18 protein-coding genes, 1 tRNA gene and 1 pseudogene are annotated in these 21,763 nt (G+C 63.9%); 11 read left to right on the forward strand and 9 right to left on the reverse strand.

All coding sequences use genetic code 11. The features are described 5' to 3' along the window. Positions 1-264: 264 nt before the first annotated feature. From ACFWP0_RS15710 to ACFWP0_RS15725, 4 genes are all read left to right on the forward strand, one after another. On the forward strand, positions 265-1,002 hold the full coding sequence (locus ACFWP0_RS15710; protein WP_377843543.1) for a class I SAM-dependent methyltransferase: 738 nt from the start codon (positions 265-267) through the stop codon (positions 1,000-1,002). A gap of 79 nt (positions 1,003-1,081) precedes the next feature. Then, entirely contained in the window at positions 1,082-2,110 is a 1,029-nt protein-coding gene (gene tdh / locus ACFWP0_RS15715) for an L-threonine 3-dehydrogenase (protein WP_377843545.1), read from the forward strand. Between the two features lie 53 nt (positions 2,111-2,163). Next, positions 2,164-3,273, forward strand: a complete 1,110-nt coding sequence (locus tag ACFWP0_RS15720; protein ID WP_377843546.1) for a GNAT family N-acetyltransferase — start codon at positions 2,164-2,166, stop codon at positions 3,271-3,273. Positions 3,274-3,278: 5 nt separating this feature from the next. Continuing rightward, positions 3,279-4,664, forward strand: coding sequence for an FAD-binding oxidoreductase (locus ACFWP0_RS15725; protein WP_377843548.1), 1,386 nt, complete (start codon positions 3,279-3,281; stop codon positions 4,662-4,664). A 117-nt stretch (positions 4,665-4,781) separates the two neighbouring features. On the opposite strand, the gene ACFWP0_RS15730 is transcribed toward ACFWP0_RS15725, so the two are convergent. Both ACFWP0_RS15730 and xth read right to left on the reverse strand, forming a co-directional pair. Then, positions 4,782-4,857: transfer RNA gene (locus tag ACFWP0_RS15730), tRNA-Ala, on the reverse strand. Positions 4,858-4,926: 69 nt separating this feature from the next. Further along, a complete protein-coding gene (gene xth / locus ACFWP0_RS15735) occupies positions 4,927-5,709 on the reverse strand; it encodes an exodeoxyribonuclease III (RefSeq protein WP_377843550.1) in 783 nt (260 codons plus the stop codon). Positions 5,710-5,963: 254 nt separating this feature from the next. Here xth and ACFWP0_RS15740 point away from each other — a divergent pair. Further along, positions 5,964-6,428 (forward strand): annotated as a pseudogene (locus ACFWP0_RS15740) (VOC family protein); the annotation flags it as partial. A 91-nt stretch (positions 6,429-6,519) separates the two neighbouring features. Here ACFWP0_RS15740 and ACFWP0_RS15745 read toward each other — a convergent pair. Beyond that, entirely contained in the window at positions 6,520-7,899 is a 1,380-nt protein-coding gene (locus tag ACFWP0_RS15745) for an MFS transporter (RefSeq protein WP_377843552.1), read from the reverse strand. 145 nt (positions 7,900-8,044) lie between these two features. On the opposite strand from ACFWP0_RS15745, the gene ACFWP0_RS15750 reads away from it, so the two are divergent. Further along, on the forward strand, positions 8,045-8,854 hold the full coding sequence (locus tag ACFWP0_RS15750) for a sterol desaturase family protein (protein ID WP_377843553.1): 810 nt from the start codon (positions 8,045-8,047) through the stop codon (positions 8,852-8,854). Between the two features lie 54 nt (positions 8,855-8,908). On the opposite strand, the gene ACFWP0_RS15755 is transcribed toward ACFWP0_RS15750, so the two are convergent. Further along, complete coding sequence (locus ACFWP0_RS15755) at positions 8,909-9,580, reverse strand: GntR family transcriptional regulator (RefSeq protein ID WP_377843757.1); 672 nt, start codon at positions 9,578-9,580, stop codon at positions 8,909-8,911. Between the two features lie 153 nt (positions 9,581-9,733). Between ACFWP0_RS15755 and ACFWP0_RS15760 the strand changes: the two genes are divergently transcribed. Together ACFWP0_RS15760 and ACFWP0_RS15765 are read left to right on the forward strand one after the other, a co-directional pair. Next, on the forward strand, positions 9,734-10,468 hold the full coding sequence (locus ACFWP0_RS15760; protein ID WP_377843555.1) for an alpha/beta fold hydrolase: 735 nt from the start codon (positions 9,734-9,736) through the stop codon (positions 10,466-10,468). Beyond that, on the forward strand, positions 10,465-11,721 hold the full coding sequence (locus ACFWP0_RS15765) for an iron-containing alcohol dehydrogenase (RefSeq protein WP_377843556.1): 1,257 nt from the start codon (positions 10,465-10,467) through the stop codon (positions 11,719-11,721). Before ACFWP0_RS15760 ends, ACFWP0_RS15765 begins: the two co-directional genes overlap by 4 nt. A gap of 84 nt (positions 11,722-11,805) precedes the next feature. Here ACFWP0_RS15765 and ACFWP0_RS15770 read toward each other — a convergent pair whose 3' ends face one another. The 3 genes from ACFWP0_RS15770 to ACFWP0_RS15780 all read right to left on the reverse strand — a co-directional run bounded on the left by ACFWP0_RS15770 (position 11,806) and on the right by ACFWP0_RS15780 (position 15,255). Next, entirely contained in the window at positions 11,806-13,275 is a 1,470-nt protein-coding gene (locus tag ACFWP0_RS15770) for a Na+/H+ antiporter NhaC family protein (RefSeq protein ID WP_377843558.1), read from the reverse strand. Between the two features lie 375 nt (positions 13,276-13,650). Further along, positions 13,651-14,433, reverse strand: coding sequence for a 3-oxoacyl-ACP reductase (locus tag ACFWP0_RS15775; protein WP_377843559.1), 783 nt, complete (start codon positions 14,431-14,433; stop codon positions 13,651-13,653). 18 nt (positions 14,434-14,451) lie between these two features. Further along, a complete protein-coding gene (locus tag ACFWP0_RS15780; protein WP_377843561.1) occupies positions 14,452-15,255 on the reverse strand; it encodes a FadR/GntR family transcriptional regulator in 804 nt (267 codons plus the stop codon). A 293-nt stretch (positions 15,256-15,548) separates the two neighbouring features. Between ACFWP0_RS15780 and ACFWP0_RS15785 the strand changes: the two genes are divergently transcribed. Both ACFWP0_RS15785 and ACFWP0_RS15790 read left to right on the forward strand, forming a co-directional pair. Beyond that, on the forward strand, positions 15,549-16,985 hold the full coding sequence (locus ACFWP0_RS15785; RefSeq protein ID WP_377843759.1) for an aldehyde dehydrogenase family protein: 1,437 nt from the start codon (positions 15,549-15,551) through the stop codon (positions 16,983-16,985). 92 nt (positions 16,986-17,077) lie between these two features. After that, the gene (locus tag ACFWP0_RS15790; RefSeq protein WP_377843562.1) at positions 17,078-17,782 is read left to right on the forward strand and encodes a riboflavin synthase subunit alpha; all 705 of its coding nucleotides are present in this window, start codon (positions 17,078-17,080) and stop codon (positions 17,780-17,782) included. Positions 17,783-17,801: 19 nt separating this feature from the next. Here the strand turns inward: ACFWP0_RS15790 and ACFWP0_RS15795 are convergent, their stop codons facing one another. Next, positions 17,802-19,298: a M81 family metallopeptidase gene (locus tag ACFWP0_RS15795; RefSeq protein ID WP_377843564.1), complete on the reverse strand. Its 1,497-nt coding sequence runs from the start codon at positions 19,296-19,298 to the stop codon at positions 17,802-17,804. Between the two features lie 23 nt (positions 19,299-19,321). Continuing rightward, entirely contained in the window at positions 19,322-20,623 is a 1,302-nt protein-coding gene (locus ACFWP0_RS15800) for an MFS transporter (protein WP_377843565.1), read from the reverse strand. Positions 20,624-20,824: 201 nt separating this feature from the next. On the opposite strand from ACFWP0_RS15800, the gene ACFWP0_RS15805 reads away from it, so the two are divergent. Then, complete coding sequence (locus ACFWP0_RS15805) at positions 20,825-21,745, forward strand: LysR family transcriptional regulator (RefSeq protein ID WP_377843567.1); 921 nt, start codon at positions 20,825-20,827, stop codon at positions 21,743-21,745. Positions 21,746-21,763 lie beyond the last annotated feature (18 nt).

Consider the following 21,763-nt stretch of genomic DNA (forward strand, 5'->3'; position numbering starts at 1 on the left):
ATTGACGCGTTTTACATTTTCAAATACCGGTTTTGTAAATATTCTCTCTATCAGTATCCGTGCGGATATTGAAAAATATTGCCGATCGCGCACGGCCCAATCAGAAGAAAACCCATAAAATTCACCATGCTGTTAAGGGGTGAATGTCCGTATTGACTTCTCCCGTCTTTTCCTGAGCTGCAGCCAATCAATGTCGGCGTATCTAAAGATGTAATAAGAATATTCACATACGCCGTTCAGACGTCTATTCCCAAGGAAGCCAACATGACTAACGCAACGAACAGCCAGTTCGATAGTCTGGCCACTTTGTACGAAGACATGGCAACCTGGCCGTTTCGACGGGACATCGAAATTCCCAGCGTGCTCGAAGCCATTGGCGAGGTTGCTGGCCAGGATGTCCTGGACTTTGGATGCGGAGACGGCACGTATTCCCGCATGCTCAAGCAACGAGGAGCACGCACAGTTGTCGGCTTCGACGAGTCCGAGGGCATGTTGCAGCATGCGAGAAATCGCGAGTCTAAAGATCGTCTGGGCATCTCGTTCGTTTCGAAGCTTGATCCGAAGCTCGATCGGCAGTTCGATCTGGTGCTCGGCGTATACGTATTGCCCTATGCATCGAACAGGCAGGCGCTTGAGCAGATGTGCTCAAGCATGAAGCGATTGATACGCCCCGGCGGCCGGCTTGTGACGCTTCCGGTTCATCCCGAATATGTCGCGGATCCAGCGTACTACCGGCCGTATGGCTTCTCGCTGACGCAGAATCCGCCCCATGAGGATGGCGGAGCCATCGAGCTCGAACTGTTCCATTCCGGATACAACGGCACCGTCACCGCGTGGTATTGGTCCGCCGCATCGCTCAATGCCGCGTTGCAGACGGCCGGCTTTGAGCAGATCGCCCATCTGAATCCGCTTCCCAAGGCCCTCGTCCCCATCGAGCGGGCGCCCGAATTGCTCCGCGCGTACCTGTCCAAGCCCCATGCGGTAATTCTGCGCTGCCAATAGGGCGAGGGCGACCGCAAGCGCGACCCATCGCGCACCCCGTTTCGCAAGCCTTCTATTCCTTGATGCTTCGGAGCTCCCCATGCTCGCTCTCGTCAAAGCCGAAAACTCGGCTGGCCTCTGGCTACAGCAGGTTGCCAGGCCCATTCCCGCCGCCGACGAAGTACTGATTCAAATCCGGAAGACCGGTATCTGCGGCACCGATCTGCATATCTGGAACTGGGACGATTGGGCCCGAAAAACCGTGCCGGTGCCGCTCGTGACCGGCCATGAATATGCGGGTGAAATCGTCGAGGTCGGCAAGCTCGTCAGTCATCTGAGGCCCGGCATGCGCGTGAGCGGCGAAGGGCACATCATCGACATCAACAGCGCCGCCGCCCGGGCCGGGCGGTTTCACCTCGATCCGAACACGCGCGGCATCGGCGTCAATCGTCCCGGCGCGTTTGCGGAGTATCTGGCGCTGCCGGCATTCAACGTGATACCGCTGCCCGATGAGATCGACGACGAGTTGGGCGCGATTCTGGATCCGTTGGGCAACGCTGTTCACGTCGCGCTTTCGTTCGATCTCGTCGGCGAGGACGTGCTGATTACGGGGGCGGGGCCCATCGGCATCATGGCGGCCGCGGTTGCCCGGCACGTGGGGGCGCGCAACGTGGTCCTGACCGATGTAAATCCGGTGCGGCTCGCGCTCGCGAGCCGCGTCGCGGACGTGGTAACTGTCAATCCGCGCGAGATGCCGCTCGCGGATGTCATGAGCCGTCTGCATATCGTCAACGGATTTTCCGTCGGTTTCGAGATGAGCGGCTACAACGAAGCGCTGGAACAGTTGATCGGCGCGATGGAGCCGGGGGGGCGTGTGGCCTGTCTTGGCTTGCCCTCGGGAAGGATCAGTCTCGACTGGAGCCGTATCGTGTGCAAGGGGCTCTTCCTCAAAGGCATCTACGGCCGCGAAATGTTCGAAACATGGCGCAAGATGCTGAACCTGATCGCCACCGGCCTCGACGTCCGCGGCATCATTACGCACCGCTTGCCGGTCGATCGCTACAAAGAGGGCTTTCAAGCAATGCTCGCCGGCGATGCGGGCAAGGTCGTGCTGTCCTGGCCGGCCTGACCGGTTCGATCTTCAGCAGACGACACATCAACGCATAACGGAGGAGGTTCGACATGCAGCTGCGTGTGGAGGTCACCGACGCACTCGAGCGGATCGCGCCCGGGGATTACGAAGCGTTCTATGCGGAAAGCCAGGCTTCGCTCTTCTACGATCCGAGATTCCTGCTTGCCGCGGAACGGTCGCCGCTGCTCCCGGCCCTGGGCTCCTACTACCTTTGCGTTTTCCAGGAACGCCGGCTTGTGGCATTCCTTCCCGTTTATCTGCAGCAGATCAGCACCGTTGATCCACTGGGCGTCCTCAGGCGAACCGCCGGACTCGTGGACGACGGCGGCGATCTCGGCCTGTTCAGTCACATCATGCACTGCTTCGAAAGCACTATTCCTTCGGTTCTTGCCTGCGCCGATGTGTACCGCTTGCTGTTCGAGGCGCTCGCGGAACTCGCGGCGCGCACTGGGGCGCGGTACTACGGCATTCTGAACGTCCGCGACGCGGCGTTGCTCGCCAGCGCAAAGGACTGCGGCCTTCATATCAACTACATGGTGGACAGCTTTCACCTCGATGCCGGCGACTTCCGGGACTTCGATGACCTGGTCGCGCAACTGCCCAGCGAAGGTCGGTGGGAAATGAATCGCCAGCTCAGGAAGTTTGCCGCCAGCGGCACGCAGGCGCATGTCGTCACGCCGCCTTTCGGCGGCAAACTCGAACAACTCGCCGGGATGTGCCATACAACGACGGCCCGGCATGGAACGCCACAGTACTTCCCCAAAGAAGAACTGGTGCAATTCTGCGAGTTATGCGGAGACCTTGTGCGCCTGTGCGTGATCGAACGGGACGGGCGGCTGATCAGTGGCCTCATCTGCTTCGAGAAGGCCGGCGTTTTCTATATCTGGTCCGCGGGCATGGACTACGATCAGACAGACTTCAGTCCCTACACGATCTCCTTCGCAACATGCTATCGGCATGCGCTTGAGCGGCAGTGCCGCCGGGTTGAAGGCGGCCGGCTCAATTTCAGGATCAAGACCCGACTCGGCTTGCATCCGCGCCAGCTCTTCGCGATCACGAGCGCCGACCTCGCAGACACTGCAAGCCTTGATTCGTCGACCGGCGCTGCGGCGATCGTCCGCGCCTCGCCCTCCACCTGCTTTTCCGGTCGCAAGGAGTAAGCGCCATGGCGTTGCCGCGCACCACCGCTGCCGCAGACGTTTTTCGCGAGTATTCCATCAAGACCGAGGGCCGCGTCCGCTCGCGGCATCATCCCGAATACGCGGATTGGCACAAGCAAACCACATGGAACGGCCGCTCGTTCGCACGATATCCGGCGTACATCGTAAAGGCATGCAGCGAGGCAGACGTCGTGCAGGCGGTGGAGTTCGCCCGTTCGCGCCGGCTGCGTATCAGCGTAAGAGGCGGCGGCCACAGTTATAGCGGGTGCTTCCTGCGCGAAGGCGGCATTCTTCTCGACCTCTCGGCGCTTCGGGAAATCAGCATCGATACGTCCGCGCGACGCGCGATCGTACAGCCGGGCGTGACGAGCCGCGAGTTGAGCGTACGCCTCGCCAGGGACAATCTCGCCTTTCCAACCGGTCATGGCAGTGAGGTCGCGATCAGCGGATTTCTGCTCGGGGGCGGGCTGGGGATCAACTGCGCCGCCTGGGGTGGCATGAGCGTGTTCAATATCAAGGCGCTTGACGTCGTGACCGCCGACGGCCGCGTCCGCCATATCAGCGCCGACAGCGAACCCGACCTGTTCTGGGCGGCGCGCGGAGGTGGTCCTGCGCTGTTCTTCGCCGTCATCCGCTTCCATCTGGCATGCCAGCCGTTGCCGCGGGCGATCACGAGCAACATGTATCGCGCGCCGTTCCACAAGCTTCCATCGCTGCTGACGGCGATCCGGCAGATCCAGCCACCAGCGCAATTGCAGGTGATGCTCGCCGTGATTCCGGGGGGCGGCGCAGACCAGGGGCGCGACGTGCTGCTCAACACAATCGCGTTCGCCGACAGCACGACGCACGCGAAGGCGCTGCACGGCGCCCTCGTGTCGCGATTGCCAGGAGAATGGCTCACGGCAATCGCGGAGGATGAGCCCTCCGGTTTCGAGTCAATCTACAAACAGTCCGATGCGATGCTGGTCTCGAAGCGCTATCGCACCGACAACATCCTTACCGACGACGCCGAGGACGCCATCGCGATTCTCGCCAGGCATCTGCCGCTACAGCCGTCTGCGGCCAGCGTGCCGCTCATTGTCTGGCGTGGAGCGCCAACATATCCCGACGCGGCCTATTCGGCGCGAGGGCAGTTTTTTCTCTCGACGTATGCGCAGTGGAACGATGCGGAAGACGACGATATCAACCGGACCTGGCTCAAAGGGCTGTACGACGATCTCGCGGCGGTGGCAAGCGGTTGCTATATCAACGAATTCGATATCGAAACACGTGCCGCCGAGCTGGAGCGTTGCTTCGCCCCGGAGAACTGGCGGCGCATCGGTGAACTACGGCGGCGCTACGATCCGGACGGCGTTTTTCAGGATGTCGCCACCCTGAAGCCCGAGTCTTGACCTTGACGCGTGCTGGCAGCGTTGCCGTGGTGCGCAGCGTCGCGCTGCCGGTCAAGGCAACAGAAACAAAAAAGCCTTGGAACACGTTGTGTTTCCAAGGCTTTTCCGTCTGGAATTTGGTGGAGCGGAGGAGGATCGAACTCCCGACCTTCGCATTGCGAACGCGACGCTCTCCCAGCTGAGCTACCGCCCCAAATGAAGCAAGATCAAGAATATACAGGAATCTTCCCAGCCTGCGCAACACGCCCGAAAACTAAATCCGTCAGGCGAATTGCAGGGTGGCGATGACCGGCGCGTGGTCGGAGGGCTGCTCGTTGCGGCGCGGCTCCTTGTCGATGACGCAGGCCACGCAGCGCTTGACCAGCGGGGCGGACAGCAGCACGTGGTCGATGCGCAGGCCCGCGTTGCGGCGGAACGCGAACTGCCGGTAATCCCACCAGCTGAAGGATTTCTCGGGCTGCTCGAACAGGCGGAAGGAATCGGCCAGCCCCAGGTCGAGCAGGTCCCGCAGCGCGCGGCGCTCGGGTTCGGACACCAGCACCTGGCCTTCCCATTTCTCGGGGTTGTGCACGTCTTCGTCGGCGGGCGCGACGTTGTAGTCGCCCAGCACGGCCAAGCGGGGGAATTGCTTGATCTCGTCGGCAAGCCATTTGCGCATGGCCTCGAACCATTCCAGCTTGTAGGCGTACTTGTCCGACCCCACGGACTGGCCGTTGGGGCAGTAGGCGCAGACGACGCGGACGTCGCCCTCGGGGCTGGGGAAGGTCAGGGCCAGCACGCGCTGCTGCGCATCGTCGTAGCCGGGGATGTTGCGCACCATCGTCGTGCCGGGCACGCGCGAAATGATGGCCACGCCGTTATAGGTTTTCTGGCCGGCCCAGACGGCGTGGTAGCCGGCTTCGGTGAAGGCGGCTTCGGGGAATTTGTCGTCGGTGAGCTTGAGCTCCTGGATGCACAGCACGTCGACGGGGTTGGCGGCGAGCCAGTCCAGGACTTGTTGCAGGCGCACGTTCAGGGAGTTGACGTTCCAGGTGGCTAATTTCATAAATTTTGCAGACCGTTTATTTATGCGGTTCTTGGCGGGGGTGCCTTCCAAAAACCCGGTCTAGCTACTCATCTGGCTACTCGTCCGGGGCGTGGTTGGCGTTCGCCGGAGACAAGGCCAGATGATACCCGCTCATGCTGCCTTCTTCTGCTTGCCGCGCCCGATCAGCGAACGCACGCTCGCGGCGGTGATCGGGGTGGCGTCGCCGGTCTGGACCTTTTCCAAGTCTCCGTTGATCGGATGCCGGAGATGCGTGGATCGAACTCTTTCCTCAGGCGCCCACACCGCCTGCGCCTCATATATACTGGTTATTCATACAGTATTTCGGAGGGAGTATGGGAACCTATATAACCGTGGGCGCATCGGATCCCGCGAAGTCGAACATCTTCTATGACGCAGTACTAACGACGATCGGATGGAGTAAGTACACGGCGTTTCCTGGCTGGCGTGCTTACTCTGAAGATGGGACGGGCAATGGGTTTACCCTTTGGGTCTGCACGCCTTTCAACGGGGAACAGGCCAGTGCCGGCAATGGTTCCATGGTCGGATTTATGGTTAAGTCTCGCGCAGAAGTCGATGCTTTTTACGAGGCCGCCATGACCAATGGTGGTAGCGATGAAGGCGCACCAGGTCTGCGCCCGAACTATGGACCGCACTGGTATGCCGCCTACATGCGCGATCCGTCTGGAAACAAGATTGGCGTTGTCTGCAACGCCTAGCTTCCATGCCATTGGAACATTTTCCAATCGTGCTGGACCCCAATCCAAGGGTAGGCGTCCGTTCACCGTGAGCGGACGCGGCCGCCAGCAATCAGTGCGAAAGCTCCTCCAGCGACCGCCCCTTGGTCTCCACCCCGAGCAGGACGACAACAAGCGCAGCAATCACGAAGGATGCCGCGCCAAGCGCGAAGATGCCGCCTTGGCCGGCAACAGGCAGCAGGACGCCGACCACGTAGGGGCCAGCCAGGGAGCCGATGCGGCCGATCGATGAGGCAAAGCCTGCGCCGGTTGCGCGGGAGCGGGTGGGATACAGCTCCGGCGTGTAGGCGTACAGCACCGACCACATGCCGAACAGGAAGAACTGCATGCAAAGTCCTGCCCCGATGAGGTAGGCCAGGGGGGCTTGCGTGGCCGCGGCCTGCCCGTAGAGATAGGCGAAGGCCGCGCTGCCGAGCAAGGTCAGCACACAGGTGGGCTTGCGGCCCCAGGCTTCCAGCAGCCATGCGGCAAAGATGAATCCGGGTATGCCCGCCAGCGAGATATACACGGTGTACAGGACCGACTTTGTGGCTTCGTAGCCTGCCTGCTGCAATAGCGCGCCCAGCCAGGTTGTCAGTCCGTAATATCCCAGCAAGGCGAACAGCCACAGGATCCAGAGCATCGCGGTGCGCTTGGCATAGACGCCTTGCCAGATCTCCGCGAACAATGCGCGGCGGTCCTCGCGCGCCTGCGGTGCCGATACCGCCACGTCCGGCAGGCTGCCCAGGCGGCCCGAGCGCATGACGGCATGCTCGAATCGGCCAGTTACCGCATCTGCCTCCTCCGTGCGCCCGGCGTCTTCAAGCCAGCGTGGCGACTCCGGCACATAGCGGCGCACGACAAAGACGAACACGGCGGGGATAGCCAGGGCAATGAAGATCCCGCGCCATCCAATCAGCGGCAGGCAGAGGTAGGCCACGATGCCCGCGGCGATGAAGCCGATCGGCCAGAACCCTTCCAGAACCGCCACGTATCGTCCGCGGCTCTTGGCGGGAACGATCTCGGAGACCATCGACAGGCCGATTGGAAACTCCATGCCCATGCCGAAGCCGAGCAGCACGCGGAACGCCATCAGAGTGTTCACGTCCTGGGCGAAGCCGCACATCAGGCTGCCCACCCCCCAGAAGATCATGCTCACCTGGAACACCGGCTTGCGGCCGTACCTGTCCGCAAGCAGCCCGGCGATCGCGGCGCCAAGAAACATGCCGAGGAAACTGGAGCTGGCCAGCAGGCCTGTCTGCGCCGCCGTCAGGCCGAACTCGGCCTTGATCGAGCCCAGGACGAAGGTCATGATGCCGAGGTCCATCGAATCGAAGAACCAGGCGGTCGCAATGATTGCGAACAGGCGCCTCTGATAGTGCGTCATCGGGAGGCGCTCGAGGCGTGCAGCAACACTTGCGCGTGAAGCCAACGCGCGCACGGAAATATCCATGGTTTGTCTCCAGTCCTGGTTGTGCGGTCTTGTTGTTCAACTTATATATTAGTTGAGTTCAATAAATATCTTAGGCGGGTTTGTACTGAGGTCCGCGCTTTTGGATTCAACTAATATATAAGTTGTGTAATACAGGGGTGCAGCCATGATGACGGAACGGCAACGCAAATTTCGCGAGCAGTACAAGGCGGATATCAGCCCGCTGTACAACGGGCTGCTGCACATCGGCGTCATGTACGGGGTCGGCGCCGCGGCAGTCTGGTATTGCCTGCGGCAGATCCAGGGCGCGACCTGGGAGTGGTTCCTGATCGTCCCGGTATTCCTGGCGGGAAATTTCGTCGAGTGGTTCATGCACCGTTATGTGATGCACCGCCGCATCGATGTCTTCGCCTTGCGGGCCATCTACGAGCGGCACACGCGGCAGCATCACCAGTACTTCACGGACCTTGAGCCCACGATCGACACCACCAAGGAATTTCGGATCGTTTTCTTTCCTTGGCGCGTGCTGATTACGCTGGGGGTAGCCGGGACCTGCCTGGGGTATGCCGCCTCGTTGATCTTCAATGCAAATGCCGGCTACATCGTCTTCTTGACGATGGTGGGGCTCTACATGGTCTATGAGACCTTTCACTACTGCTGCCACGTGCACGACAACTGGTTCGTGCGCAACATGCCCTTCATCAATACGATCCGCCGGCATCACACTGCTCACCACAACTTGGGGATCATGATGAAATACAACATGAACCTGACGTTTCCCATCGCCGATTGGTTCATGGGCACCACGGATCTGCGTCGGGGGCTCATCGGGCACCTCTTCAACGGCTACAGCGAGAAGTACGTGAAGGATGAGCTCCGGCCGGTGATCGCGCGGTTTCGTAGCGACCACTCCCGCGTCACGCTGGACGGTCCGCAGCTTTCGGATGAAGAGGCGGCCGCGATGCAGGCGCGCTAGATGTCGGTTCCGCTATCGGGCAAAGGCGCCGCGGCGGGGGGCGTGCGCGGCGCTTCAGATCTGATCGAGCGTGACCGTGGCCTTGGTGAATGTTTCGACATTGTCCACCAGCCGGTCCAGCGCCTCGCCCGCCCCGGCGACGTCTCCGCGCGCAATGGCGGACGCGACCGCCGAATGCAGGCGCGCCATCTCGGGCAGGTCCGCAGCCTGCTTGTAATGCAGATACCAGAAGCGCCGCGAGAGGCCGTGCAGGGCCCGCATTGCGCTCTCTGCGAATTCGTTGCGCGCCACGACCAGGCACAGTTCATTGAACTCCCGGTCGGAACGCATGAACGCGACATCGTTGTTCTTGACACCCGCCGCGCTGAATTCGCTGGCCAGCCGCTCGAAGCTCTTGCGCTCGGCCGGCGTCGCACGCTTGGCCGCGCTTCGGCAGATGAGCCGTTCAATCTCCCGCCGGGTCTCCAGCAGACGAAGCTGCTTGCCGATGTCTATCGTGGGGATCTGCAAGCCGCGCTGCGGCATCACCACGATCAAGTGTTCCCGCGCCAGCCGCTGTACCGCCTCGCGCAGCGGAGTGCGCCCGACTCCGGTCATTTCGCTGAGCCTCTGCTCCGAAACCAGCGCGCCGGGAGGGATTCTCAGCGTCACGATGGCCTCTTCCAGAAGCTGGTAGGCCACGTCGTTGAGTTTGGACTTCGACTCCAGCAGCGCGGTATCGGGCAGGAGAGAGCCACCCTTGCGCGCCGGGGTCACGTTCCTGGAACTTGCTGCTCTGGCCAATCCATTTCTCCTTCGTCATCGACGGTGAAAGGATAGCAAAACATCAGTCATCGCCTTAAGATATATAAGCTGTACATTACGATACGGGTGCAGATAGTGGACATCGAAACAAGAGGAACCGGGCCGCTGCGCGTGGTGGCCATACATGGCATCCAGGGCACGCGAAGTTCGTGGATGCCCGTGGTCGAAACATTGGCCGACGCCGCGACCTGGGTGCTGCCGAACCTGCGCGGCAGGGGAGGCTCCATCGTTCCGAGAGATGCCCGGGACTATGCGCTGGGTCGTTACGCCGACGACCTCGAGGCCGCGATACGCGCATGCTGCATGGACGCCACGTTCGTACTCGCCGGCTGGAGCATGGGCGTCTCGGTGATCCTGGAGTACCTGCGCCGCCAGGGCGCACCGCGGCCCGCCGGACTGGTTCTGGCTTCGGGAACAGACTGCCTCGCGCAAACGTCCTGGTTCAAGAGCGACGGCGAGCAACTGCTGCGCGAGGCAGCGGATCGCGAGCGGCGGCTGGGGCTGCGCGAGGCGGCTGACCATGCGGCCGTTGCAGGCACCTGGCGGTGTATACGCAAGCTTGACCATCGCGGTTCGCTTGCGGCAATTCCAGAGCCGGCCATCGTCATCCATGGCAGCGACGATCCTGACTCACCCGTGGCGCACGGCCTGCGGCTCGCCAGCGGGCTGCAGCAAGCATCGCGGCACATTATTGCGGGCGCGGGCCACGGAGTGCTCACCGAGAACACCGCGGAGGTCTCGGACCAGATCCGGCGCTTCCTGGATTCGATATCGCCTGCCGCCACCCATAATCCGGAGACCGTCAAATGAGACCTGAAGACCTCGTCCACTTCTGTGCTCCTGGTCGCCTGATCATCGGCTGCGGCGCGCGCCGCGAGTTGCCTGCGCTGCTCGAACGCCTGGGTTATCGGCGTGGCGTGGTGGTAACCGACAGCTATTTCGTCAACAACACGCCCTGGGTGCGAGAGCTCGTCGACGCGTCCAGGGCGCTGGGCATTCGGTACTTTGTGTTCGACGGCGGCGAGCCGGACCCGACAACCACGCTGTGCAACGAGGCCACCGCAAGCGTCCTGCGGGCGCTCGATGGCCAGATGCCCGACCACGTCATCGCGCTGGGAGGCGGCAGCAACATAGATCTTGCGAAGGCCCTCTGCCTTACCCTGCCTCGGGGCAGGCCCGTGCAGGACTTCATCGGGGACCTGGCAGGTTGCAAGCCGCTGCCGCTGATTGCCCTGCCCACGACATCAGGCACGGGATCGGAGGCAACGCCTGGCGCGATCCTGCTGGATCCGGACAATGCCACCAAGGTCGCGGTGATGGACAACGCCCTGCGTCCTCTGCTTGCCCTTGTCGACCCGGAGTTCACCTACACATGTCCTCCCCGAGTCACGGCGGACGCCGGAATCGACGCGTTGACCCACGCTATCGAATCCTTCGTCACGCTCGATAGCGCGCTCTATGAGCGCGGTTCCTGTGTGGATCCCGGCTACAGCGGCCGTTCGTCGCTGACCATGATGTTCGCCAGGGAATCGATGCGCCTGTGCGCGGCATGGCTGGAACGCGCCTATACCCGCGGCGACGATACGCAGGCGCGCATCGGCATGTCTTACGCAAGCATCTACGCGGCGCTTTCATACGGAAGCGCGGGCCTGAACGCGGGCCACGGGATTGCCTACGCGATCGCGGGGCAGACGCACAAGAGCCATGGCAGCACCAACGCCGTGATACTGCCGTACGTGATCGATGCGCTGCGCGATGTGCGGTTCCCGGAGCTTCTGGAAGTCGCTCGAATCTTCGGCATCACCGAGCCCGACGGATACGCCGCGGTTCGCCGGCTGCCTGTCGAACTGCGCGCCCTGGTCGCGCGGCTGGGCATCCCTACCGACCTGCGCAGCTTCGGCATCGAAGAGGCATCGCGGGATGCGCTGCTGCGCGACGCACTGGGCGTTGCCCGCCTGGCCAAGGCCTTTCCGGTGGCTGACATCGCGGCGGCATATGAAGGCATCATCGACAACGCGTGGCGGGGCTCGCTGGCTGGCGACCACGAGCTCTCGATCGTCTGATCAGATAGCTTTGGCGTCCATGGCCTGGGCCAGAAACTCGGTGGATAAACCGAAAACTGCGCCGCTGAACCAAAATGGTCTCTATTAAGAGTCTTCAGGCGGTTGCACCAAGGTGTCCGGGTTGCGCTGGATGCGCAGGCCGACAAGAGCGACGGCGATTACGAGCACCGGACTCAACAGGCTAAAGAGCGCGTATGGTGCGTAGCTGGCGGTTGTAACTCCAAGCGTGGCGGCCATATAGGCGCCGCAACTGTTCCATGGAACCAATGCCGAGGTCGGTGTCGCTGCAGCGCCCACGGTGCGTGACAATACGACGGGCGCAAAACCGCGCTGCGCGAAAGTCGTCTTGAACATCCTGCCTGGTAGAACGATGGCGATATATTGATCGGCCGTCACGACGTTGGTCGCAAACACGGTGCCGACCATGGACGTGATAAGTCCGCCAGGCGATTTTATTCTCTCGATAATCGGCGTGATGAGCTTATCCAGGACACCCGCCTTCTCGACCACGCCACCGAAGGCAAGGGCGGTGACGATCAGCCATACCGTGTCCAGCATGCTGGACATGCCACCGCGCGACAGGAGCTGGTCCAGCTCGGGGTAGCCAGTGGTTGACACATACCCGCTCGCCAGAGCCAGCCAAACGCCCTTGATGCATGCCAGCCACATCGGCAATTCGTCACGGCCCACAACCTGGGCAAAGGTCGCCACGCGTTCCGGGGACATGATCGCGGCGAGCACACCCGCCACCAATGCTCCCGCGAAGATCGTCGTAAATGGAGGAAGTTTCAGGAGCGCCAGAACCACGACAACGACGAGTGGCAAGAACAACAGCAGCGACATATCGAACGAGGCCTGGATGGCGGCAGCCTTGCTGCTTGTGTCGAAATCGCCGGAGCCGCCTAGCAACCAGAACACTGCAAGCGCGATCGCCAAGGCTATGGTGGAGGTCAGAGCCGTTTCACGGACATGTACGTAAAGATCGACACCGGCTGCGCCTGCAGCCAGGTTCGCTGAGTCCGAGAGCGGCGAAACCGTGTCTCCGAAATAGGCGCCAGATATCACCGCCCCGGCGGTGATGGCCGGGTCCATCTCGATATTCAGCGCAATGCCCATGAGGCCGATGCCAATGGTGCCGACCACCGTCCACGAACTACCTATGCAAAATGACACGACGGCGCAAATCGCGGCCGCGGTTACGTAGAAGTAAGCGGGACTCAGCAGTTGCATGCCGTAATAGACCATCGCCATCAGCGTACCGCTGAGCGCCCAGGTTCCTATTAGTGATCCTACTGCGAGGAGAATGAAGATGGCGCCGATTCCAGAGCTGACGCTTTCGATCGCGGCCGCGTGCAGCGAGCCGAGCGAATGGCCGCGCCGCCATGCGATCACCACGGCGATCAGGCTCGATACGACGAGCGCAATCTGAGTCGGTCCGGCTGCTGCAGCATCGCCGAAGAGATAAAACGATAACGCGATCAGGAAAATGAGGCTGAAGACAGGGATCAACGCTTCAACCAGCGTGAGTGGCTGTGGTTCGCGTGCCGTGCTCATATCTGGTCAATCTCCCGTCTGAGCCTTCGTCGAATGGCCCGAGACAATTCAGGCGACGCGATCTAGCTGCGCATCAGGCTCATTATTTCATTGAACTGAGTGGCGACAATCTTAACTTACCCCGGAAGCTGGATAGTCAGAGGCAAAAGCCATTGCCTGTTTGAGCCGGCGGAAGTGCGCTTATCAAGCTTGTTTGCTGTTCGCCGTTATTGATTTCTTGACACCGCCCGCGAACACGCCTTCCACGGTGGGAGGCAATGCCAGCTAGAAAATGGATAGGGCGGATTGCCAATCCCAATCCGGCCCAGGCACTGACCGAGAGGATTCTGACGATCCTCTTTAGTCCTTCGCTGCTGATCATTCTTATCCTGCCCCTCAGCCCTTCACCAGCCCGCCATCAACAATCAGGTTCTGCCCGGTCACGGCGCGCGACCAGGGGCTGGCGAAGAACAGCACCGCGTCGGCGAATTGCTCCGGCGTGGTGACTTCGCGCAGCGGGGTGCCGGCGGCGATCATGTCGAAGACCGCGTCCGGCGTGGCGGCGGACGCGTCGGTCGTGCGCAGCAGGCCGCCCGACACCATGTTGACAGTGATGCCGTCCGCGCCCAGCTCATGCGAGAGGGTGCGGGTGAAGGCCAGCAGCGCGGCCTTGGCGGCGGTGTAGTCGTGGTAGGGCACCACCGGGTTCTGGACCAGGTTGGTGCCCACGTTGATGATGCGTCCGCCGCCGGCGGCGCGCATGCCGGGCAGGGCGGCCTGGGTGGTGTTGAGCGCGGCGCGCACGCTGCCTTCGAGCTGCGCGTTCATCTGGGCCCAGTCCAGCGTGTCGGCGTGGGGCCGGGCGTCGCCGTTGAACTGGAAGGCGGGCAGGGCGTTGTTGACGACGGTGCTGGCCGGCTGGCCGAAGTGCTGGCTGGCCTGCGCGAACATCGCGGCCACGGCGGCGGGGTCGCGCACGTCGGCCTGCACCGCCAGGGCGCGGCCGGGCGCGGTGGCCGCCAGCGCCTGGGCGCGTTCGGCGCTGTTCAGGTAGTTGATGACGACCTTGGCGCCTTCACGCAGGAAGGCCTGCGCGATGGCGGCGCCCAGGCCGCGGCTGGCGCCGGTGACGATGACGAGTTGCTGGTCCAGATTCAAATGCGGGCGTTGCGATGACATGAATAAACGGCTTCCTGCTCAATGTTCCGAGCCGCTGTTCAGCATGCGGCTGCGGGCTTTCTCGATGTGGGCGCGCATCACGTTGCGCGCGCCCTCGGCGTCCTGATCCTGGATCAGTTTGTAGATATGGCGGTGTTCGTCGATGGCGGCGCGGGTGCGCTTCCAGGGTTCGCTGTGGACCAGGTGGCGCATGACGTTCACGGCGTGGCTCACGTCGTACTCCAGCGACTTCAGCACCTGCACGAAGCGCTGGTTGCTGGTGGCCGCGGCGATGGCGCGGTGAAAGCCGTAGTCGTGGTGGTGGGCGATGGCGCCGGAGGCGTCGGCCTCTTCGTAGCCGGTCAGCATGCGGTCCATTTCCTGCAGGTCTTCGCTGGTTCGGCGCAGGGCGGCCAGGTAGGCGCACTCCGGCTCGATCACCATTCGCAGTTCCAGGCCTTCGAGGATGTGGCCGACCCGACGCGCCGGGTCCACCGCGGGCATGCCGCCCATCAGGTCGGGCTTGGCCCGCACGTACGTGCCGGACCCGCGGATGGAGTCCACCAGCTGGTCTTCGCGCAGCCGGTCCAGCGCCTGGCGCACCACGGGGCGCGATACCTCGAACAGCGCGGCCAGCTCCAGTTCCGTGGGCAGCTTGTTGCCCGGCGCGATCTTGCCGGTGGCGATCGCGTAGAACAGGCTCTCGTAGACGCGCTCGGCAAAACGCTCGGCGCGCACATATCCCAGCCCCGAGGCCACTTCGGCCAGCACGTCCAGCTCCGGGCGGGGGCGGGCCGCGGCGGCAAGCAGCGATTCCAGCTGCGGGTCACGCACATCGCTCATCGGCGCGCTCCTTGTCGATAGGGACGGCTTGTCAGTCGTGCTGACAAGCCGGCCAGGACCATAAGGCCCTGAAATGTTAGGGATAACCCGGGCTGCCAGGAAAATATCCTGAAGCTTGGGACAAAAGCTGTCAATCGAATTGACAAGTTCCGGGAGGCTCCCGTACCTTGACACCACACCACAACGCCCGCGCGCATGACGCGCCGGCGGCGCAACCGGCCATGCCGCCGGCGGCGCCTGGAGACCCGCTTGTTCCCGCCAACCGGCCGTCCGGCCGCTACTTTACTCCGCACATCGTGACTCAGAAGAACTTTATCGCCAACCAATGGGTGGCCGCGGCCACCGGTGAAACCATTCCCGTCCTGAACCCGTCCGATGGCAAGCCTTTCGAGGCGATCGCGCGCTCGGGCCAAGCCGACGTGGACCGCGCCGTCCAGGCCGCCCGCGCGGCATTCGAGGGCGAGTGGGGCCAGATGGCGCCCGCCACGCGCAGCCGCTTGCTCATGAAGATCGCCTTTGCCCTGCTGGACCGCCAGGAAGAGCTGGCGCAGCTGGAATCGGCCGACACGGGCAAGCCCATCAAGCAGGCCCGCGCCGACGCCGCCGCCGTGGCGCGCTATTTCGAGTTCTACGCCGGCGCGGTGGACAAGCTGCACGGCGAGACCATTCCCTACACCCCGGGCTTCACCGTGCTGACCGTGCGCGAGGCGCATGGCGTGACCGGCCACATCGTGCCCTGGAACTACCCCTTGCAGATCTTCGGCCGCAGCGTCGGCGCGGCGCTGGCCGCGGGCAACGCCTGCGTGGTCAAGCCCGCCGAGGACGCCTGCCTGTCGCTCCTGAAGCTGGCCGAGATCGCCGCCGAGGCGGGCCTGCCCGCCGGCGCCCTGAACATCTGCACGGGCTACGGCCACGAAGCGGGCGCCGCCTTGTCCGCGCACCCCGGCATCGACCACATCTCGTTCACCGGTTCGCCGCAGACGGGCAAGATGGTGGCCCACGCCGCCGCCGAGAACCACGTGCCCGTCACGCTGGAACTGGGCGGCAAGTCGCCGCAGATCGTGTTCGACGACGCCGACCTGGACGCCGCCATGCCGGTGCTGCTGGCCGCCATCATCCAGAACGCCGGCCAGACGTGCTCGGCCGGCAGCCGCGTGCTGATCCAGCGCGGCGTGTATGAAACCGTGCTCAAGCGCCTGTCGGACGCGTTTTCGGCCACGGTCACCGGCCCGGCCGCCGCCGACCTGGACGTCGGCCCCCTGATCAACGCTCGCCAGCACGACCGCGTGCGCGGCTTCCTGGCGGAAGCGGAAGGCCAGGGCCTGAAGGTCGCCGCGCGCGGCAAGCTGAAGGAAGGCGCGCCCGAGGCCGGCTTCTACCAGCCGCCCGTGCTGTTTCGCGACGTGCCGCCCGACAGCCGCCTGGCGCAGGAAGAGGTCTTCGGCCCGGTGCTGGCCGCGATGGTGTTCGACACCGAGGAAGAGGCGCTGGAAATCGCCAACGGCACGCTGTATGGCCTGGTGGCCGGCGTCTGGACCCGCGACGGCGGCCGCCAGATGCGCCTGGCCCGCAAGCTGCGCGCCGGACAGGTGTTCGTCAACAACTACGGCGCGGGCGGCGGCGTGGAACTGCCGTTCGGCGGTTCGCGCCAGTCGGGCTACGGCCGCGAGAAGGGTTTTGAAGCGCTGTACGGCTTCACCACCCTGAAGACCATCGCCATCCGTCATTGAACGACGGGCGGGCGGCGCGGTCCCTGGCAGAATATCGGTTAACGTTGATGTTTTGCTTTTTTGGGGCCTGCCGCCCCGCATTCAGGATCCGTATGTTCACCGGTATTGTTCAAGGCACCGCGAAGATCGCGAAGATCGCCGATCGCGAAGGGCTGCGCACCTTCACGCTGGAATTTCCCCCTGGTTTCTGCATTGACCTGGCCATCGGCGCCAGCGTGTCCACCGACGGCGTCTGCCTGACGGTCACGGAAATCCTGCCGGAGAACCAGGCGACGTTCGACGTCATGCTGCAAAGCCTGGCCATCACCACGCTGGGCAGCTACGCCGAGGGCGACCGCGCCAACGTCGAGCGCGCGGCCAAGGACGGCGCCGAGATCGGCGGGCACCCCTTGTCTGGCCATGTGGACTTCACGTCCGAAGTGGTCATGGTGAAGTCGTCCGACACCAACCGCCTGATGCGCTTCAGCATCCCCGAGGCCTTTCGCAAGTATGTGTTCGCCAAGGGCTACATCGCCATCAACGGCGCCAGCCTGACCGTGTCGGAAGTCAACCGCGCCGAGGGCTGGTTCGAGGTCTGGCTGATCCCCGAAACGCGCCGCATGACGGTCTTCGAGGACAAGCAGGCGGGCGATTTCGTCAATATCGAGATCGAACGCAGCACCCAGGTCGTGGTCGACACGGTGCGCGAAACCGTCCAGGAATCCCTGGGCAAGCTGCAGCCCCTGCTGGAGGCCATCCTCAAGGAAAAGGGGCTGACGCTTGAAGATTTCGTCAGCCCCCAGGGCAAGCTGAAGTAAGGGGCCGGGGTCCCCGCGTTCACTTCGCGGCGAACGGCTGCCCCAGCGGCCGCACCCGGATTCCGGGCTGCAGGCGGGTCCAGGGCAGGTCGGCGGGATCGGCCTGCATGGGGCCCGGCGCCTTGGCCACCAGCACCTCATGCGCGATGGGCTGGAAGTCCGCGCGAAAGTGCACCGAGCTCTTCACCACCAGTATCCCCATTTCCTCGGGCTGCACGCCGCCCACGCGGAACAGGTTGCGGTCCAGCATCTGCGCCTTGCTGGCGCTGACCACGACCCGCACCCCGCCGATCCGCAAGCCCGCGACGGCGCCCAGGTCCACATCCATGCCGTGCATCATCGGGCCGTCAAAGCGCAGCTTGCCGGGCGACAGGGTCTCGACCACAAACTCGCCTTCGAAGGCGGAATCCCCCGCCACGCCGGACTGGCCGCCCAGGCTCAGCTTCACGGTGGCGCCCACGCCCGCGGCCGTGGCCTGGCGCACGGCGTCCGGATCATAGAAGAGGCCCAGCGCCGCGTTCTGCGCATCCGCGGCCACCAGCGCGCGCAGCATGCCCGTGGTGTTGGCGTCGCCGCCCGCGCCCGGATTGTCCTGCGTGTCGGCGATGACCACCGGGCGCGCGGCGCCCGCGGCCAGGGTTTGCGCGCGGCGCACGGCCTCGGCGGGTTCAAGGAAGTCGGGCGACCATTCCGGTTCCAGCTCCAGCACGCGGGCATACAGCATTTCCGTCACGCGCTCGACCGCCTCGGCATCCGTGCCATACGCCCACGCCACCGGCCCGCATTCCGGAAAATCCGCCGCCGGAAAGCCCGGCGCGAACGAGATGGACGCGACGCCCGGCGTCTGCTCCAGGCCCGCGAGCATGTCGTACACGCTTTGCGAAGGCTGCAGCATGGTGCACATGCCGTTGATCGGAATCAGGAAGGGCAGGCGCCGTTCGCGGCGCACCCATTGCCCGCCCGCCTGGATGCGCGCCAGCAGCAGGCGCGCGGCCTGCTCGCCGGTGTCGGCCATGTCCACGTGCGGATAGGTGCGGAACGCGACCAGGCCGTCGGCCTCTTGCAGCATTTCGGCGGTGACGTTGGCGTGCAGGTCCAGGCTGGCGACGACCGGCACGTGGGGGCCGGCGATCTTGCGCACGCGGGCTAGCAGTTCGCCTTCGCCGTCGTCCAGGTGTTCGGCGACCATCGCGCCGTGCAGGTCCAGGTAGATGGCGTCGTAGGCGCCGGCCTTTGCCGCGTCCAGGATTTCGCCGGCGATGCGCTCGTAGGCGTCGCGGGTGACGTGGGCAGAGGGGCTGGCCCCCGCCCAGATCACCGTCTTCACGGTATGGCCCTGCGCCATCACGGCATTGATGAAGCCGCCCGCCGGGATGTTGACCTCGCGCAGCGCCAGCATGTCCTCGCCGCGCACCATGGCGGGAAAGCCCTCGCCGCGGACGAAATTCTCGTACCCGGCCTTGGACGGCGCGAAAGTGTTGGTCTCGTGCTGGAAACCAGCAACCAGAATATGCATGATTGTTTCCTGTGGGTCGGATGTCAGGCGCGCGCCGGCGCGGGTTGGGGGGGGCGGTTGACGAGCAGGAGCAGGGCGCCCGCCACCAGCAAGGCCGAAATCACGTACAGGCCGCTGGCCAGCGACCCCGTGGCTTGCTTGGACCAGCCGATGATCGAAGGGCTGAGAAATCCGCCCAGCAGGCCGATGCTGTTGATGAGGGCGATGCCGCCCGCCGCCGCTTCCCCTTGCAGGTACTGCGAAGGGATGGCCCAGAATACCGTGTATGCGGCCCACATGAACCCCGTGGCCAGCGTGATGGCCGTCAGGGACAACGCGAATTGCGTCGGAGCGGCGGTGGCCACGCACAGGGATATGCCCGCCAGCAGCGCCGGCGCCAGCGTATGCCAGCGCCGTTCCTGCATCCGGTCCGAACTGCGCGCGAACCACAGCATGAAGATGGCCGCGGCGACGTAGGGAATGGCGGAGTACAGGCCGATCTCCATCGTGCTCTGGACGCCGGCAATCTTGAGCAGCGTGGGCAGCCAGAAGCTGACGGCGTAGATGCCGCAGATCAGGCAGAAGTAGGTGAGGGCCATGCCGTAGATGGCCGGGTCGCGCAGCACCTGCGCGAAGGCGTGCTTTTTCTGCGCGCCGCGCGATTCCAGGTCGGCCGCCAGCAGCGCTTTTTCCCCGGCGCTGAGCCAGCGGGCCTCGGCGGGCTTGTCGTCCAGGAAATAGAACGCCACCACGCCCAGCAGCACGCAGGGCAGGCCTTCCAGCAGGAACATCCATTGCCAGCCTTCCAGGCCGTGCGCGCCCGAGAAGGCCGTCATGATCCACGCCGACGCCGGGCCGCCGACGATGCCGCCGATGGGGCCGGCCAGCATCACCACCGCCATCACGCCCGCCATGCGGGACTGCGAGTACCAGTAGGTCAGGTAGAAGATCATGCCGGGGGCGAAGCCCGCTTCGAACACGCCCAGCATGAAGCGCAGGATGTAGAAGCTCCATTCGCCCTGCACGAACAGCATCGATGCCGAGGTCAGGCCCCATAGCACCATGATGCGGCTGATGGTGCGGCGCGCGCCGATGCGCGTCAGCAAGAGATTGCTGGGCACTTCGAACATGACGTAGCCCAGGAAGAAGATGCCCGCGCCCAGGCCGTAGACCGCGTCGGAGATGCCGATGTCCTGCTGCATCTGCAGCTTGGCGAAGCCGATGTTGATGCGGTCCAGGTAGGCAAAGACGTAACAGAGCAGCAAGAAGGGCAAGAGGCGCCACGTGATCTTGCGATAAAGCGGGGCCAAGCGCGGGTCGGCGCCCGGCGAGGTCGTATGGGGCATGCATGTCTCCTGCGCGGGTCCGATGCCCGCGGTGGCTTTGAATGGCGCCGGAACGGCTGGCGTTTCCGGTCGCCGCCATTATTGGAAGACTGTGGTGTGCCAAACAATGACCTGCGCGATAATTATCGTTGCCTTGCGGGCAACGCCCGCGCCACGCACCGACCAGCGGCCGAACCGGCGCGCGCAAGAGGAACACGGGATATGCAGGAAATCAGCCAGGTCCGCCTGAAGTACTTCCACGAGGTCATGGCCTGCGGATCGATACGGGGCGCCGCCGACAAGCTCGACACGGCGGCTTCCGTCATCAGCCGCCAGATCCAGCTGCTGGAAAAGGAGCTGGGGGTGCAGTTGTTCGAGCGCCGCTCGCGCGGGCTGACGCCCACCGAGGCGGCCGACATGCTGCTGGAATACCACCGGGGCTGCCGCGCGCACCAGGAGCACCTGAATGCGCGCCTGCAGGAATTGCGGGGCATGCAGCGCGGCAACGTGCACCTGATGATCAGCGAAGGCTTTATCGACAGCCTCATGGAGCATGTGATCGGGCCGTTTTGCATCGAGTATCCGCAGATCAACATCAGCGTCAACGTGGGATCGGTGAACGAAGTGGTGGAAGCCGTGGCGACCGACGCCGCGCATATCGGGCTGGCCTACAACCCGCCCGTGGACCCGCGGCTACGCTGCCGCGTGAGCCGCAAGCATCCGGTCTGCCTGCTGGCGGCCCCCGGCCACGCGCTGGCCAGACGGGGCGCGCCGCTCACCATCGCGGACATCCTGCCGTATCCGTTTGCGCTGATGTCCGCGCCCTACGGGCTGCGCCAGGCGGTGGATTTGCTGGAGTTCACCGAGCGCATCCACCTGACGCCCAGCCTGACGACGAATTCGCTGCGGGTGCTCAAGCAATATGCGCTCAGCGGGGCGGGCGTCACGCTGATGCCCAACCTGGGCGTGCACCATGAGCTCGCCAGCGGCGAACTCGTGGCGCTGGAGATCGCGCACCCGATTCTGAGCGCGCCGGAGTGCCAGGCGCTGCTGCGCCTGGGGCGGCCCCTGTCGTCGGCCGCCGACGAGCTGATACGGCGGATCGAACTGCGGCTGCCGGCGTTCTCGCCCGGCATACAATGAGCACACTTTCGGAGGTAA

Origin of the sequence: Achromobacter sp. NPDC058515 (assembly GCF_042721735.1) — a bacterium.
Classification (GTDB): Bacteria; Pseudomonadota; Gammaproteobacteria; order Burkholderiales; family Burkholderiaceae_B; genus Achromobacter.